General features: G+C 58.5%; 14 protein-coding genes. 7 read left to right on the forward strand and 7 right to left on the reverse strand.

Features of this window, described 5'->3' with window-relative positions:
* Nucleotides 1-141: 141 nt before the first annotated feature.
* The 5 genes from ACP90_RS19160 to ACP90_RS19180 form a co-directional block, all read right to left on the reverse strand.
* On the reverse strand, nucleotides 142-1,497 hold the full coding sequence (locus ACP90_RS19160) for an adenylate/guanylate cyclase domain-containing protein (RefSeq protein ID WP_062489396.1): 1,356 nt from the start codon (nucleotides 1,495-1,497) through the stop codon (nucleotides 142-144).
* A 99-nt stretch (nucleotides 1,498-1,596) separates the two neighbouring features.
* Nucleotides 1,597-2,748, reverse strand: a complete 1,152-nt coding sequence (locus ACP90_RS19165; RefSeq protein ID WP_062489397.1) for a helix-turn-helix transcriptional regulator — start codon at nucleotides 2,746-2,748, stop codon at nucleotides 1,597-1,599.
* A gap of 496 nt (nucleotides 2,749-3,244) precedes the next feature.
* A complete protein-coding gene (locus tag ACP90_RS19170) occupies nucleotides 3,245-4,069 on the reverse strand; it encodes an MBL fold metallo-hydrolase (RefSeq protein ID WP_062489400.1) in 825 nt (274 codons plus the stop codon).
* 10 nt (nucleotides 4,070-4,079) lie between these two features.
* The gene (locus ACP90_RS19175) at nucleotides 4,080-4,538 is read right to left on the reverse strand and encodes a Crp/Fnr family transcriptional regulator (RefSeq protein WP_006931293.1); all 459 of its coding nucleotides are present in this window, start codon (nucleotides 4,536-4,538) and stop codon (nucleotides 4,080-4,082) included.
* Nucleotides 4,539-4,637: 99 nt separating this feature from the next.
* Complete coding sequence (locus ACP90_RS19180) at nucleotides 4,638-7,157, reverse strand: ABC transporter ATP-binding protein/permease (RefSeq protein ID WP_208993368.1); 2,520 nt, start codon at nucleotides 7,155-7,157, stop codon at nucleotides 4,638-4,640.
* A gap of 294 nt (nucleotides 7,158-7,451) precedes the next feature.
* Between ACP90_RS19180 and ACP90_RS19185 the strand changes: the two genes are divergently transcribed.
* From ACP90_RS19185 to ACP90_RS19210, 6 genes are all read left to right on the forward strand, one after another.
* Nucleotides 7,452-8,666: a glycosyltransferase gene (locus ACP90_RS19185; protein WP_022997787.1), complete on the forward strand. Its 1,215-nt coding sequence runs from the start codon at nucleotides 7,452-7,454 to the stop codon at nucleotides 8,664-8,666.
* A gap of 41 nt (nucleotides 8,667-8,707) precedes the next feature.
* On the forward strand, nucleotides 8,708-9,928 hold the full coding sequence (locus tag ACP90_RS19190) for a glycosyltransferase family 4 protein (protein ID WP_062489403.1): 1,221 nt from the start codon (nucleotides 8,708-8,710) through the stop codon (nucleotides 9,926-9,928).
* A gap of 19 nt (nucleotides 9,929-9,947) precedes the next feature.
* Complete coding sequence (locus ACP90_RS19195) at nucleotides 9,948-11,075, forward strand: glycosyltransferase family 4 protein (protein WP_062489405.1); 1,128 nt, start codon at nucleotides 9,948-9,950, stop codon at nucleotides 11,073-11,075.
* Nucleotides 11,072-12,226, forward strand: a complete 1,155-nt coding sequence (locus ACP90_RS19200) for a glycosyltransferase (protein ID WP_062489407.1) — start codon at nucleotides 11,072-11,074, stop codon at nucleotides 12,224-12,226. Before ACP90_RS19195 ends, ACP90_RS19200 begins: the two co-directional genes overlap by 4 nt.
* On the forward strand, nucleotides 12,223-13,005 hold the full coding sequence (locus ACP90_RS19205) for a polysaccharide deacetylase family protein (RefSeq protein WP_062489409.1): 783 nt from the start codon (nucleotides 12,223-12,225) through the stop codon (nucleotides 13,003-13,005). Before ACP90_RS19200 ends, ACP90_RS19205 begins: the two co-directional genes overlap by 4 nt.
* Before the next feature lie 238 nt (nucleotides 13,006-13,243).
* Nucleotides 13,244-13,549 (forward strand): DUF3088 domain-containing protein, encoded by a 306-nt coding sequence (locus tag ACP90_RS19210; RefSeq protein ID WP_062489410.1) that lies wholly within the window; start codon nucleotides 13,244-13,246, stop codon nucleotides 13,547-13,549.
* A gap of 33 nt (nucleotides 13,550-13,582) precedes the next feature.
* Here the strand turns inward: ACP90_RS19210 and ACP90_RS19215 are convergent, their stop codons facing one another.
* On the reverse strand, nucleotides 13,583-14,101 hold the full coding sequence (locus ACP90_RS19215) for a peptide-methionine (S)-S-oxide reductase (RefSeq protein WP_031268097.1): 519 nt from the start codon (nucleotides 14,099-14,101) through the stop codon (nucleotides 13,583-13,585).
* 292 nt (nucleotides 14,102-14,393) lie between these two features.
* Here ACP90_RS19215 and ACP90_RS19220 point away from each other — a divergent pair, with 292 nt between their 5' ends.
* A complete protein-coding gene (locus ACP90_RS19220) occupies nucleotides 14,394-14,942 on the forward strand; it encodes a GNAT family N-acetyltransferase (RefSeq protein ID WP_062489412.1) in 549 nt (182 codons plus the stop codon).
* Nucleotides 14,943-15,187: 245 nt separating this feature from the next.
* Here the strand turns inward: ACP90_RS19220 and ACP90_RS19225 are convergent, their stop codons facing one another.
* The gene (locus ACP90_RS19225; protein ID WP_062489414.1) at nucleotides 15,188-15,415 is read right to left on the reverse strand and encodes a DUF2783 domain-containing protein; all 228 of its coding nucleotides are present in this window, start codon (nucleotides 15,413-15,415) and stop codon (nucleotides 15,188-15,190) included.
* Nucleotides 15,416-15,417 lie beyond the last annotated feature (2 nt).

Consider the following 15,417-nt stretch of genomic DNA (forward strand, 5'->3'; position numbering starts at 1 on the left):
GATGCAATTCATTGAAATCAATGAATTTAATCTACTCAATTGACGATTAGGTCAATTTTGAAGGCAAATTGGCCCAGATTGACGGTTCGGTCAAGTGTTTCGGTATTGACCAAAAAGGCAGTTCGGCGGGCCTTCAACGGCCTATCTGGCCAGAACCACCAGGTCGACAGGACGCTTGATACCCTGGACTGCCGCATCCGACCTTGCTTCGATCAAGGGCAGGTCGTGCCCCTGTGCAACGGCCAGATCAAATGTCGCCTTGTCTGTTAGCGCCTTGGTTCCCTGGCTCTTGTTGGCGTCTTCCAGCTTGGCAGCGCAGTTGACGGCATCACCAATCACCGTGAATTCCAGGCGCTCCCTGGAACCGATCACACCGACCGTGACCGGCCCGGCGGCAGCCGCTGTTCCAATGCGCAATTGTCCCGGCCAGCCGGCGTCCCGAAAACGCTGCTGTTCCCGCTCCACGGTTTCCACCAGACGTCTTGCAGCCCGAAGCGCATCGGCGGCGTAGGTCGTGGAGGGATAGACAGCACCGAAGGTTGCCAGGATGCCGTCACCCAGAAACTTGTCTACCCGTCCTCCTTCCTCAACGATCACATCAACAGCCAGGTTCTGGTACTCGGCCAGGACCGCCAGCACAGTTTCCGGAGGCAGAGTGGCGGAGGTGGACGTAAAGGAACGGATGTCGGCATAAAGAATGGCGGCATCGCGCAAGCTTCCTTCGCCGGCCTGCAACTCCGTGTCCGCTCCGGTGATAGAGGCCGCAACTTCCGGCGAGAAGAAGCGGCTCAGGTCCATTGCAGCCGCGTGGTCTTTCGAAGCCTCGAACAGCATCGACCGTCCCCTGTAGAGGGCAACGGACAGAATGACCGTCACGGCCAGGATAACCATGGTCTTGTCCAGTTCGGCACCAATCAGGATGGTGTTGCCCGTCAGGTAGTCGACATAATTACGGGTCACGCGCATGTGGTCCATGTCTGCGAACACCGCATAAAACACCAGTCCGAGCCAGCCCGTGACCGCCACAAGACCTGTGGTCAATACGAAACGCGGATCGAACCGCAAAGCCCTTAGCCCGATGAAGAGGAAGACATACATCAAGGTTGGGGTCTTCAGATAGAACGTCGGATGCTGGCCGTATTGAATGTGAAACGAAAAGATCAACCCGACCAGGAGAGCCATGTCGACACCGATCGACACAAATAGATACCAGCGCGGCAATTCAAACCTGTACGACAGCACAAGCCGAAGGACGGTGAACAGAAAGTAGGCTGCAAGGGCAATAGGCACAAAGTTGAAACCGGCCGATCCCTCAGCCCTTGGTGCAATGGCGTAAAGCAGTGAGAAAAACAGCACGAGCCCAAGCTGGACCCAGCCGATCAGGCGCTCGGAGGACGCTTCTCGGGCACGGATTTCGGCCCTGACCCGTTCCGGAATGCCGGTATCCGGAGGTCCGCCTTGCAGGATGTAACGCAGTGTCTGGGATATGGTGGTCATCTCGCCGCCGATAAGACGTTGCTCGTGCGCGGATTTTCCACCGGCACTGCGGATTGCGCAAGCGACCCCGCGGTAAAGTGAGTGGACGTGAGCAGGCCCTTACCGGCTGCCTTGCAAACGCAATTGCTCAACACTGCGCACAAGTTCGGCTTGACGTCGCGACCCGGTCTTGGAGAGCGCAGCCTTGATCTGGTTGCGCACGGTATAAATGCTGATCTCACGGTCCTGGGCTATTTCCGCCGGTGTCCGGCCATCTGCGAGCTTCAGGACCGTTGCCGCTTCTGCCGGGCTGAGGCCAAGCTTCTTCTGCATTTGAGCCAGGAACGTGTCGCTGCCTGCTTCGGGCCTGACCGCCAGAAGTACTGCAGAGACCGCCTTGTTCATGAAAACACCGAAGGGCGTCTTGTCCAGATCCCCCAGTTGCAAACCTATTGAGCGACAGGTCCAGTTCCTGCCTCTGCCATCCGTTGCCTGCCAGTTCCGAAACACATCGAAACCACCCATGGATTGTAGCTGCACGAAACCAGCGAACCTGCCTTGATCCTCTTCGGACCGGAAATGCAGACGCCTGTCGAAACCACAACCGACAAGAGAGCCTGAGGCCAGGAGATTTTGCGCCTCCGCGCAGGCATAGTGGATCCGCATCGCGGTATCGATCACAAAAATCGCCGTCCCAGATCCCATGAGATGTTGTTCAGCAGCCCATTTCTCGAAGGTCAGTCCGGAGATGGTCCGATTTATTTCCAGTGACTGGCGGATGACCGGGGCGAGTTGCGCGCACAGGCGAAGCCAGTCGTCTTCGTATTTGTCGCGGTCCTTCGAGCGCATGTTGCCACCGAGCAGGAACATGCGATCGCCATCCAGTGCCAGCATCGACCCACCGCCACCGGTAATATCTTCAAGAGGCAACAAAAGGTCGGCGTAGAACTGGGTCTTTTTCAGCGTTTCAGGTCGGCACAGCTGATGGGTTGATACGACGTCTCCCACCTTGCAGGTGGCAAAGTTGGCAGCAAACGGGTTCTTGTCCGCGTAGTGCTCGTCGTAAAGTTCCAGAATGTACGGGTCGTATCCTGACGAAAAGGTGAGCGGCGTGGCTTTGGTCAGGTCGTCGTAGCCGATCAGCTGCGTGCATACGCGCGTACCAAGGCTGCAGCTCAGCGTGTCGAGAAAAACCTGCCACCGCCCAGGATCCAGTGCCGCCGATACAGCAAGGTTCGACAGCCTAATCAATTCTTCTGCTGCGACAGCCAACCCTTCCCCCCGGGAGTTCTTGCGGCATCACGCCAGTAAACGAAATCGGGCAGACCAGATTGACGCTTCAGCTTCCGCTAAGCCCGCTCCGCCCTGCGACGCTCCACCTCAATACATATGCAAAAAACGGAGGCAGCGCGTTAACATTGATCAAGTTCCGACCATTTCGTCATTGCGCCAGTCTTGCAGAGGCCGGCACACTTCCAATTACTGGCCAACTATCCGCCCTTCCCCAGCTGCGGAAAATACATATTTATAGTCCAAATGGACCATGCAAGTAATTCCTACACCCTGTAAACAACTATTGATCGTATCCGGCAGGCACGTGTGACGGCGTTTCAAGTCACAAGTGTTTGTTTTCCGGTGGCAATCTCGGGATTCCCGCATTCCAGCAACCGGCGATCGATCTATTTTTAAGCCTTATTGATTTTTTGGGCGGCTATTTGAGCCGCCCTTTTTTTATTATTGAAACGAGGCTTGTCTGGCAGGGCGGTGCTTACGGCTTGAGGGTCATGCCTTCACTGGCGACCAGTGTTCCGGGATAAGCGTTTTGAGCGGCGAGACCGATTTCATCGAGCTCGTCGTCGGACCTGCGCGGATCATGATGGAACAGAACGGGGGTCTTTACGTTGCCGGCCTTTGCCAGCTCGACGGCCTTCTGCCAGGTGGAGTGTCCCCAACCCTTGTAGGTGTCGTATTCGTCGTCAGTGAACATGGCGTCATAGATCATGACGTCGGAATTGCGCACGAAATCAGGTAGAGCTGCATCAATTTCCGGATCGCCATGTTCGTGATCCGTGATGATGCAAATCGATTTGCCCTTAAATTCGAAGCGGTAACCACACGCTCCACCGGGGTGGTTAAGCCGCGTGGTGCGGATGACGAGATCATCGGTGCGCGGGATGAGGTCTCCGGCATTGAAGGACTTGAACTCGACCGCCTTCAACGTCTTGGCCGCCACTGGAAAGATCGGCGGCGACATGATCCGGCTGACGATGTCAACGAGGCTGGTTTCGTCCTGAAAGTGTCCGGCCCAGGCAGTGACGGAGAAGCTCGGATCATAGGCGGGTTTAAAAAAGGGAAGACCGCAGATGTGGTCGAGATGGGTGTGGGTGAAGAGCAAATCGAATGTTCGTGTCTTGCACCCGCAGATTTCCACGCCCAGGTTTCGAGCGCCGGAACCGCAATCGACCAGAACCAGTGCGTCGCCGGCCCGGATCTCGAAACACGACGTTTCGCCGCCATAGCGGAGTGTGCTCGCCCCCGGCGTCGGGGTGGACCCTCTGACGCCCCAGCAACGAAGCGAAAATTCCTCAGCCACGTGTTACTCCCTAACCGCTGGCAGCCCCTCGACGTGCGTCGGCAAGATCCCGGGTCGTCCGTTCAAGCCGCAGCGCCAGTGTCCGCATCACCTCCAGCGAGATATCCGGAAATTCTTTCAATAGTTTCAAGAAATCGTCTTTCGAAACAGTGAGAACATCCATGTCATTCGCTGCGACCAGTGTCGCGGTTCTTGGTACGTCGCACAGAATAGCGATTTCGCCAACAATTGAATTTTCCGAAACCTGCGCTACCTTTTTTTCTCCCTCAGGCGTGTCGACCAGAACATCCGCATCGCCGGACAGGATGATGAAGGCGCAATCACCTTCTTCTCCCTGGGAGCAAAGACGTTCGCCGGAGGGGTACTCGGTCCGATCACTGATGAAGGCCAGAAGCCTCAGCTTGGTCTCGTCGATCCCGCGGAACAATGGCACCTTGCGGAGTGCCTCGACTTCGGTTTCAAGTGTCATCTTCTTCTCCCGCGCCCGTTGTTTTTTCGTTCCGACCGAACCGAATCGCCCGGCCGGTCTCCGCAGACCGGTTGCCCACCTATTGTCACACCCACCGTCTTACCCTTTTTCTGAAAGCCGTCCTTGATCCAGAATGAAGCGCTGATCGAATTCAGCTGCTATTTCGGCATTGGATGTGCCGAACAGGAATGTTTTGCCAGACAGGATTTGCCTCAAGCCTTCGCGAAGCGTCTTGTCCTCGTCCGTCATACCGGTGGCGATATCGTCCAATATGGTGATTTTTGCGTTTTTCAGAAGACCGCGGACCAGAGCGATCTTGCGGCGCTGGCCGGCAGACAAGCGCGAACCGGACACACCGACGTGGTATCCGAAGCCCGCATAGATGATCGGGCGCCGCAAACCGGTTTCCTCGACAATGGTACGGATAACATCGTCGATACGCCGCCGGGCATCCCGTCGGTCGACGCGTGCACGCCCGAACAGGAGGTTGTCCTCGATGGTCAGCGGCGGCAGATAGACATCCGGATCAAAGGCAACGAAGTTGTCGCTGTTCTTGACGACCTCTTCCAGGAACGTCTGGCGGGCGCTGATGATATCGCGCTTCAATTCGTCGGTCATGACACCCAGACGATGCCGGGCGGGGACCAGCTTGAAGGCCAGCCCGGTCAGACGTGACCGATCGGCGTCTGTCAGGCCCGGGCGTGGCTGATCGGACTTGGCGATGCGGACAATGCGCTCGAAATCCGGAATCTCATCCAGCGTGATGAAGGAGTAGGCCCCGAGCAGACCGCTGTCGCCGGAAACATTGGAGAACAGTTCCAGCATGGTTTCGGCAATCTTGAGGCCGATTTGCTGAAGCTTCTGATCGAAGCCCGTTTCCGCCAGGAAGGCCTTGACCTCATCGAGGTCCGGCACCTGGTCCATGGTGATTTCCGGATCGGCCGGCACGGCAAAGAACAGGTTGTCCGCCAGGCTGGCACTCGCATTGAAGCGATCGCGATGCCACAGCTCGACCAGGCCGCCAAGTTCGGGTTCGTGGGCAATGCGCTCGGCGAGTGCCTTGCGCACGTTCAGGATCTTGTCGGCAAAGCCATCGTCCATCGTCGGATCGAACCGCGACTGCAGACCGAGCCGATAGATGTCCTTGTCGATCTTGACGGTCTCGAGCAGTTCAAGCGCCCTAGTGTCGAGTTCTCTCTCGTTGCTGACACCCGCGGCAGCGAAATCGTCCCAATCGGCAGCAAGGTCATACGTGGGGTTGCGTGTTTCCTTGGCTTCGGCAAGCCGCCGCTTGTAGTTCTTCAGGCTTTCCCCCTCCCGCTGGGGCGGAACGAGCGGACGGTGGCGCAGACCGTAATAGAGGTTGTCCCGGATCGTTCCCGTCCAGACATGCACTGCCCCGCCGACATAAGCGATTTGCCGGCCGAGAGTGGCGTCCGTCAACTTGTCGAGATCGTGGCTGCCGATGCAGACCTTGCCGGAGACGGCCGCAACGAGCCCGGCGGCAAGCTGCAGGACCTCCGACCTTCCGGATCCGTCCGGACCGACAATCGCGCAAGCACTGCCGGAGGGAACGGTCAGCGAAACGTCGACAACCTCCTGCCCGGCCGCACCGCCGGAGAAATTGACATTCTCGAGCTTGACGTCGCCGGAAAGGTCGACCGTATCGTCCGAGGTCAGGCGCTCCTTGTCATAAATATCCGACGGGTCGAAGTTTTCGACAACAGTCTGATACTTGACGCTGACGTCCGCAGTCATCTGGTAGAAGGAAAGCAGCTCTTTCCAGGGGCCAGCCAGATCCTTGTAGGCCGCGATGACCGCCAGCAGGGCACCGATGCTCAGATTGCCCTGAATGACCAGATACCCGCCGATCAGGTAGAAGAAGAACGGCGTCAGCTGGTTCATGAAGTTGTTCAGGAACTTGATCAGGAATTTCCGGTTGAAGATGTCATACCGGATCTTGAAGTTCTCGTAGAGGCGGTCGGAGATATCCGCCGAATGCCAGGCCGCCGCGTCGTTGGCATGGATTTCGGCAACACCCGTGATGCTTTCGCCAACCTTGTCGGCAATGACGCGGATGTTGCGCACCCGCTGCCGGGACAACAGCACCACCTTGCGCTGCAAAAGCGGGATCACATAGCCCTGGATGGGATAGGAACTGATGGCAGCAAGCCCCAGTAGCGGGTCCTGCATGAAGATGAAGCCGATCTGAACGATCAGCATGCCGCCCTGGTAGGCAGGCAGCGCAAAGGCTTCACCAATGTAACCGCCGACATCCTCCACTTCCGACGTGATCATCGGAATGATTTCGCCCGAACTGACCTTTCTGAAATGCGGCAAGCGGAAGCGAAGCACCCGCTGGAACAGCTCGAACCGCAGGCGCCGGAGCATGCGTTCGCCGAGACGTCCCTTGTAGACGTTGAGGTAGAATTTCAGCCCGTTCGAGACGACGACCAGAAACAGGAAGGCAAAACACAGAAGAAGAAGATATGGAACTTGATCGAAATCGACGCCAAGGATCGTCCGAGGAAAATTGTCTCCCTGGACGGCATCATTGACAATCAGTTTTGGCAGTTCGAGAAGGACATAGACCACCGGGTATGTGAGTACGGTGACCATGAGAATGAAGATTTGCTGTCTGGCGCTGTATTTCCAAATAAAACCGAAAAGGCTCTTTTCCATAAGCTCATCCAAACAGACAAGGATCAAATATGTGCAAGCAGATCATATTTGGTATATTAGCGATCCGAGTTAGTTGCGCCAGCCGGGATTAACATTTGCCACAACCGCTTTAAAAGGGTCCGCAGACCGTTCCTTGTCGAAAGTCCCCTGTCAAGAAATATCCGCACGTGACAAGGGCCAATCAATTGAGACATAAGCCTTTCGGGGCAGTTTTACAAATTTAGGGGCAGTATGAGTTCCAAGACGCCGAAGATCCTCATTTACAGCCACGATTCCTTCGGGTTGGGCCATCTCAGACGCTGCCGGGCCATTGCGCAATCCCTGGTCGGGGACTTCGATACGCTGTCTGTTCTGATCCTGTCCGGCTCCCCGATCATCGGCAGTTTCGAGTTTCGCTCCCGTGTCGATTTCGTTCGCATTCCCGGCGTGATCAAGCTGCGCAACGGCGAGTACACTCCGTTGTCGCTGCATATCAACATCGACCAGACGCTGGCGATCAGGTCATCGATCATCGAACACACTGCCAAGGTGTTCGATCCGGACATCTTCATCGTCGACAAGGAACCGCTTGGCCTGCGTGGGGAAGTGCTGCGGACGCTGGAAGCCCTGAAGGATACCGACACCCAGCTCGTACTCGGCCTGCGCGATGTCATGGACGACCCAAAGGTGCTGAAGGAAGAGTGGGACCGCAAGAACGTCTATCCGGCCCTGCGCGACCTTTACGACGAGATCTGGATCTACGGACCGGAAGATATCTGTGATCCGCTGGAAGGCATCGACCTGCCGCAATCGGTGCGCGACAAGCTGCGCTATACCGGTTACCTGCGCCGTGAGCTGCCGAAATCGGCGCTCGAAAATCCCGCACCCGCGCCGTTTGACGAAGAACCCTATATCCTGGTGACGCCAGGCGGCGGCGGTGATGGCGTTGAAATGGTCGACTGGGTGATGCGCGCCTACGAAGCCCGGCAGCGTCCGCTTTTCCCGGCCCTGATCGTGCTTGGCCCCTTCATGCCGGCGGCCGCCGCAACCCAATTCAGCGAGCGCGCCGAACACCTGCGCGACGTCGAGATCATCCGCTTCACACCGCAGATCGAACCCTATCTTGCCAATGCCACAGCCATTGTCGGCATGGGAGGTTACAATACGTTCTGCGAGATCCTGTCCTTCGACAAGCCAACCCTGATGGTACCGCGTGTCATTCCGCGCCGGGAACAGGCTATCCGGGCTGAGCGGGCCGAACAAAGCGGCCTCTTGAAGGTGTTGCCGATCGACCAGTATCCGGATCCCGACCTGATGGCTGCGGCCTTGTCCGAACTTCCGGGCATGGCTTCGCCTTCGGCAGCCGGCGTCGACAATCTGCTTGGCGGTCTGGATATCATCTCCAACCGCGTTGGAGAAATCTTCGACGAACAGCAGGCAGCCAGCCGGAAGCTGGTCAACTTCTGACCATCGCCACCCGCAAATCGCATTCTTTCAAGGGCTGACCGATGTCCCGTATCGCCGTTGTGGTCAAAGGCTATCCTCGCCTGTCCGAAACCTTTATCGCCCAGGAAATGCTTGGTCTGGAGCGGCGAGGTGTCGAGATCCTGATCGTCGCCCTGCGCAAGCCGTACGACCCGTACATTCACGATCTGCACCGGCAGATTTCAGCCGAAATCATGTATCTGCCGGAATACGTGAAAGACGACCCGGCCCGGGTTGCCCGCGCCAAACGCTGGGCGGAGAAACAGCCGACCTTCGAGGCTGCCAAGGCTCTGTTCGATGCCGATTTCGCGCATCAACCCAACGCCGACCGGCGACGGAGGTGGGCTCAGGGTTGCGTCTTCGCCCATGAACTGCCGGAAGACGTGACCTGGATCTACACTCACTATCTGCACACCCCCTGCTCCGCCTCGCGTTATGCTGCGCATCTATCCGGCCGCAAATGGTCTTTCTCCGCACACGCCAAGGACATCTGGACCAGCCCCGACTGGGACCTGAAAACCAAGATCAACGATGCGGCCTGGGGTGTGACCTGTACGGCAGTCAATGCCGAACACCTGAAAGGCCTTGCCGAGGATCCGGACAAGATCGAGCTGCTTTATCACGGCCTCGACTTTTCCGGCTTTCCGGAGCCCAAGACCAAAGCCACGACGCGTGACGGCAGCGGTGAGCCCGTGCGCCTGGTTTCCGTTGGCCGGGCCGTGGAAAAGAAAGGCTATGACGACCTTCTGGATGCTCTTGCAAAACTGCCTGCGTCTCTCAACTGGCACTTCACCCATATCGGCGGCGGAGACCTTTCCGAGCACCTGAAGGCACGGGCGGATGCGCTTGGACTGTCGGACAGAATCACCTGGCGGGGGGCGCAGCCGCGCGAAGAGGTGATCGCCACCTGCCGCGAAGCGGATCTCTTCGTCCTGCCATCGAAGCTCGCGAAATCCGGTGACCGCGACGGCCTGCCCAATGTCCTGATGGAGGCCCAGTCCATGGGCATCTGCTGCCTGTCCACCAAGGTTTCGGCGATACCCGAACTGATCCTCGACGGTGAAACCGGTGTGCTTGTTACCCCTGGCGCACCAAAGGAACTGGCCGAGGCCATGCAGCGCCTTATTACCGCCCCCGAGACCCGTCACGGTCTCGGCCTTGCCGCGGCCACGAGGGTCAGAACAACGTTCTCGACAGACCCCGGCCTCGACCGCCTTGCAGACAAGTTCCGCAAAGTCCTTTAGGCAGAACCCCAGGAAAACCATGAAGATTGCCTTCACTGCCCCGATGAAGCCCCTGGATCATCCGGTCCCGTCCGGTGACCGGACCATGGGACGGTTGATCGTGAAGGCTCTGGAAAGTCTGGGGCACGAAGTGACGATTGCCAGCCGTTTCAGGTCCTGGCGCAAGGATGGCAGCGACGACATTCAGTCAGAGGTACGGAATGAGGCGCTGGCAGAGGAAGACCGGATAAGCGCCGACTGGCAACAATCTGGCTATCGGCCGGATCTGTTCCTGACCTATCATCTCTATCACAAGGCGCCGGACTGGATCGGCCCGGCGCTTGCCGACCGGTTCGACCTTCCCTATGCGATCGTTGAAGCCAGCCGTGCGCCGAAACGGCAGCAGGGCGACTGGGCCTTCGGGTTTGCCGCCGCGGATGAAGCCTTGAAGCGCGCCGATGCCGTTGCCGCCATCCACAACGCTGATGCCGAATGCCTTGCGGCGGTCGTGCCGCATCGTTGCCTGTCGGTCCTGCTGCCGTTTCTGGATGCCGATCCCTTTCTCGCCGCATCGACCAATGCCAAACCGCTTGCGGCAAGTCCTTTGAAACTGCTCTCCGTGGGCATGATGCGCGAAGGTGACAAGCAGCGCTCTTACGAAGTGCTTGCCGCGGCACTGGGCGAACTTCGGGACCTGCCCTGGCATCTGACGCTCATCGGCGACGGCCCGATGCGCGAGCAGGTCCTTGCCCTGTTTCCACCCGAACGAATTACCTGGCTCGGCGCCCTTGCCGGTGAAGACCTGCCAGCTCAATACGCCCGGCACGACCTTTTCGTCTGGCCTGCAATCCGGGAAGCATTTGGTCTCGTGTTTCTGGAAGCGCAGGCAGCAGGTGTCGGCGTGATTGCCGGTGACACATTCGGTGTTCCCGACATTGTCCGTGATGGCGAAACGGGTTTGCTGTCCCCCGAGGGCGATGTATCCGCACTTGCCGCCAACCTCAGCCAAGCCATGCGGGAACCGGCGCTTGTGGACAGGCTTGGCCTGGCAGCCCGCCACCACATCCTTCATTTCCATACGCTTTCGGCAGGCGCTGCCCGGCTGGAAGCACTTGCCGAAAAGGCCATGCGGAACCACTTGAGCCGCCGGGAGACGAAAGACGCATGAGCTTCAAGGCCCTCATACATGTTCAGCATCTGCTCGGGACAGGCCATGTCGTGCGGGCCGCTGCCATCGGTAAGGCACTGGCCGCCGAAGGCGTTGAGGTGACACTTGCCAGCGGCAACACAATACCGCCGACACTCGACACCGGATCACTGAAGATCGTCGAACTGCCAGCCTGCAGAAGTCCGGACGCGACCTTCAAGCGTCTTGTGACTTTGGACAATGAAGATATTGACGATGCTTGGAAAATCGCTCGCGTTAAAGCATCGATTCAAGTTCTTCAGGCCGACGACTTCGACCTGCTCCTGACCGAGACCTACCCCTTCGGTCGTCGCCAGCTTGACTTCGAGCTGGCCCCTCTTCTGGAAACGGCCAAGGCGAGCAGCAAGGTCCCGCTGATTGCCACTTCCATTCGCGACATTCTGGTGCGCAAGAAGCAGCTCTGGAAAGAACGCTGGATGGCGGACCAGGCGCTGAAATTCTACGACCGGATCCTGATCCATTCCGATCCGGACTTCATCCGCCTTGCAGACAGTTTCCCCTTTGCCGAGGAAGTCGACCACCTGGTTCGCTACACCGGTTATGTCGGCGGCGATCCACGGCCTGCTGTGGAAGGACCGGACGGCGAGGACGAGGTGATCATTTCCTGCGGTGGCGGCGCCGTTGCCGAAAGCCTGCTGTCGGCGGCACTGGAAGCCAGACCACTGTCGCGCCGCGCGGAAGACACGCCGTGGCGAGTGCTGATCGGTCACGACATTTCCGACGACGCCTTTGCCATTTACCGGCAAAGCGCGGTGGATGGCGTCATTGTCGAGCGCGCCCGGCGCGACTTTCCGGACCTTTTGAAACGGGCGCGCCTTTCCGTCAGCCAGGCAGGCTACAACACCGTGCTCGACATTCTTCAGGCTGGTGTTCCGGCTGTCTTCGTGCCCTTTGCCCAGATCAACGAGACCGAACAGACACAACGCGCGGAAGCGCTTGCCGGCCATGGACGGGCGATCGTTACGCCGGAAGCAGACCTCACACCAGAGCGGCTTGCCGCTGCCATAGACGATGCTCTGGCTCTTCCGCGCAGCAAGCACAGCGTCCGCCTGGGTGGTGCGGAGGAAAGCGCCCGTGTCCTGCTTCAAGACCTGAAAGACCGGATGTCATGACCACTGACCCGCAGCGCTTCCGGCAAGAGCTTACCGATCATCTCGACTGGTTTGCCGAACGCGGCCGCAAGGTCCGCTTCTGGTGGCGCGATGACGACGCTATCGAACCGACACCAGCTCTTGAACGTATGTTGTCGCTTGCCAACACCCACAAGGTCGATCTGGCTTTCGCGGTCATCCCCAAGATGGCGACAAAAGCCCTTGCAGAGCGGTTCGCCGATCAACCACATGCGCTGGTTCTGCAACACGGCTGGCAGCATAAGAATTTCCAGCGGAAGGACCTCGGCGAAAAAGCAGCCGAGCTTGGTTCCCGGCGGGATCCGGACCAACTGATGGCCGAGCTCAAGGCAGGTCATGACCGCCTTCTGGAACTCTTTGGCGACAAGTTCGTGAAGGCCATGGTGCCGCCCTGGAACCGGATCGATCCTGAAATCTCCCGCCGCCTGCCCGGTATCGGCCTGTCGGGTCTTTCTACCTTCACCTGGCACAACTTTCCGCGTGCGCATCAGCTCCAGTCGCACATCGACATCCTGAAATGGAAAAAGCAGGTGCGCTTCATCGGCTGGGAAAGTGCACGGCTGCGCTTCGACCTGCAGCTTACCCGCCGGCGCAACACCGGCGCCGAGCCGGTCGGCCTCCTGACGCACCATCTGGTGCATGACGACGGCTGCTTCGAGTTTCTAGAGATCTTTCTGGAGATCGCCGCTCATCATGAGGGCGCTGAATGGCCGGACGTGAAAAGCCTCTTTGGCGAGAACGGTTCCTGGCCGTTCGGGTGAGAGCCTCTGTCTGAGGCGAGAGGCGCCAGACGAGCAAAAGTTGTGCGTCTCCCCGGCCAAGCACCGCGCAGATCCGGGGTCTACTCTCTGCGGTCGCCCTGGGTGGCCTTTTAGGGGTGATCTACTCCTGCCAGATGGTCTTCCTTACCAGAATGGATCAGGAGCTTGCAGCTTGGGCTGGTCTGCCGCATAGCTGCGCCAGATCCAAATCCGGTGAGTCGACGCAAAGGCCCAAGGCATGAAAGACACGCTCTACATGCTCGCCCCTGGATTTGAAGACCCCGCCTATCCTGGCAAGACCTTCTATTGCTGGCATTGCGCGCTCATGGAAGGCGTGCTCGCCTCGTTTCCGGAGCTTGCGGACCGGCTTGACGTTCGCCGCATTGCCTGGCCGAAACCGCGCAGGGAAGTGGCCGAACTTCTGGGGGAAGACAATCAGTCCCTGCCTGTGCTGGTGCTCTCCGAAGGCGGATTCATCAATGACAAGGACGCGATCCTCGCCACGCTCACCGAGCGCCACGGCTTTCCGCATCCTCATCCCTGACAGACAAAAATCTGACCTGTTTACAGTCTTCGTCTATTCCGCGGCTTCCAGTCGTTCCGGCTTCAGAGCAGCAGCAAATTGTTTGCGCAGGAGGGCGAGCTTCGGGTCGATATAGGTCTTGCAGAACGGGCGTTCCGGCCCCTTGGCATAGTAGTTCCGGAACTGTTCGTCGGAGGCCTTGAACTCGGCAAGCGTCATTACGCGCGTCACTAGCGGTTCGTCAAAGCGCTGCTGTAAGGCGCGCATCAGCCTTCCGACCTTCACACCTGTACCGGCGTCATAAACGTATACGGCACTGCGATACTTACCACGCATCTTGTGGTGGGAGGTGCTGGAGTGGGTGCGCAGATGGATCTCGAGCAGGACCTCCAACGGCAACACGACTGGATCGAAGGTCACCACCACCGCTTCTGACCAGGCATTTTCTGGCGGATCGGAGCGGATGAAGCCCTGTTCCACCTTCGAAATGCCAGCAATTGCCTGAAAGACGGCCTCCGTGCACCAATGGCACCCGCCGCCCAGCCCGATTTTCACCCCGGCCTCCAATGTCATGATCGATGCTCCCAGTGTGACGTCAGGCATTTCATTTGCAAAACGGCTTGGCGGAGATTCCCCCAGACGAGATCTTATGCCGTCAATTGACAGACAGCGCACAACATAAGATTGTGAGGCATGATCAATCGCGCGACCCTTCATCTAACCGTGGTGCATATCGTCGTTCCCGCAGGGGACGCGAGGGGATCACTGTTGGCTGAAGACATCTAGCCGGATCGCATCGCAACCCTGCTTCGAAGAGCAGGGTTTGTCAGATGCCTGCTCTCTCGATCCAACGAATGAGAGCAAAATGAGCATTTCAGACATCCCCGCGGAATTTGCACCGGTCTCCAGGGCAGGTAGCTGGCCTGAAGGCCTGATTATACGCGCCGAAACACCGGACGACGTGAACGGTTTGACCGTCTTGCAAGGTCTGCCGAAGTTCCGGGCAGGTACCTTGCGCCTGCCCTATCCCAGGCGCAAGGACGTCGAGGCTCGTGTGAACCAGTCCTCTCCGGACAAGGTTTCCCTGGTCGGCATTTTGGGCGGGACTCTGGTCGCCGCCGCCGGTTTTGCCCGTTCCGCCGGACGGCGCGGACATGCGGCCAGTCTGGGCATGGGCGTACACGACGATTACACCGGACGCGGGATCGGCCGGGCGATGCTGACAGAGCTGATCGAAATAGCGGACAACTGGATGAACATCCGCCGCCTGGAACTGACCGTCTTCACCGACAATGATGCCGCCGTCAGGCTCTATCAGACACTTGGCTTCGAAATAGAAGGCACCCACAAGGACTTTGCCTTCCGCTCCGGGTCGTTTGTCGACGCCTATGCGATGGCGCGGCTCAGGGCGTGAGAAAAAGGCGCCTGCTTCCGATCTCTTTCCTTGTCGTCCCGGTTTGCCGCACAAGCGGCAAGACCGGGACCCAGTATCCGCGAGTCCCGGCTGAAAACCACGGCGGGGCCAGCAGATTACTGGATCCCGGTCTTCGCTGGGATGACAGGTTCCTCATGCTCGACATTGCAGAAAATCAAAGGTTTTGAAGCCATCCGGACAACAGCCACGGCAATGCGAACCACACGTGCTCCAGCCCCTTCTGCTCAGGCCGCTTCCCTTTTATCTGCCGCCTTCGGATTGGCCGCAAAGTCGATGGCGGCTTTGAGGACATCCGGATCGCCGATCTGGTTGGCGAGGATGAGGATCAGCCTGGCATTCATGCAGTTTGCTTCCTCGTCACTCATATGGCGCTGACTGGAGACCAGATACTCATAAAAGCCGTCCGGATCGGGAAGGTTTCGTGTCAGGTTCAGCTTCAGATTTAGGGCCATGG

The organism is Labrenzia sp. CP4, from assembly GCF_001579905.1.
GTDB lineage: Bacteria > Pseudomonadota > Alphaproteobacteria > Rhizobiales > Stappiaceae > Roseibium > Roseibium algicola.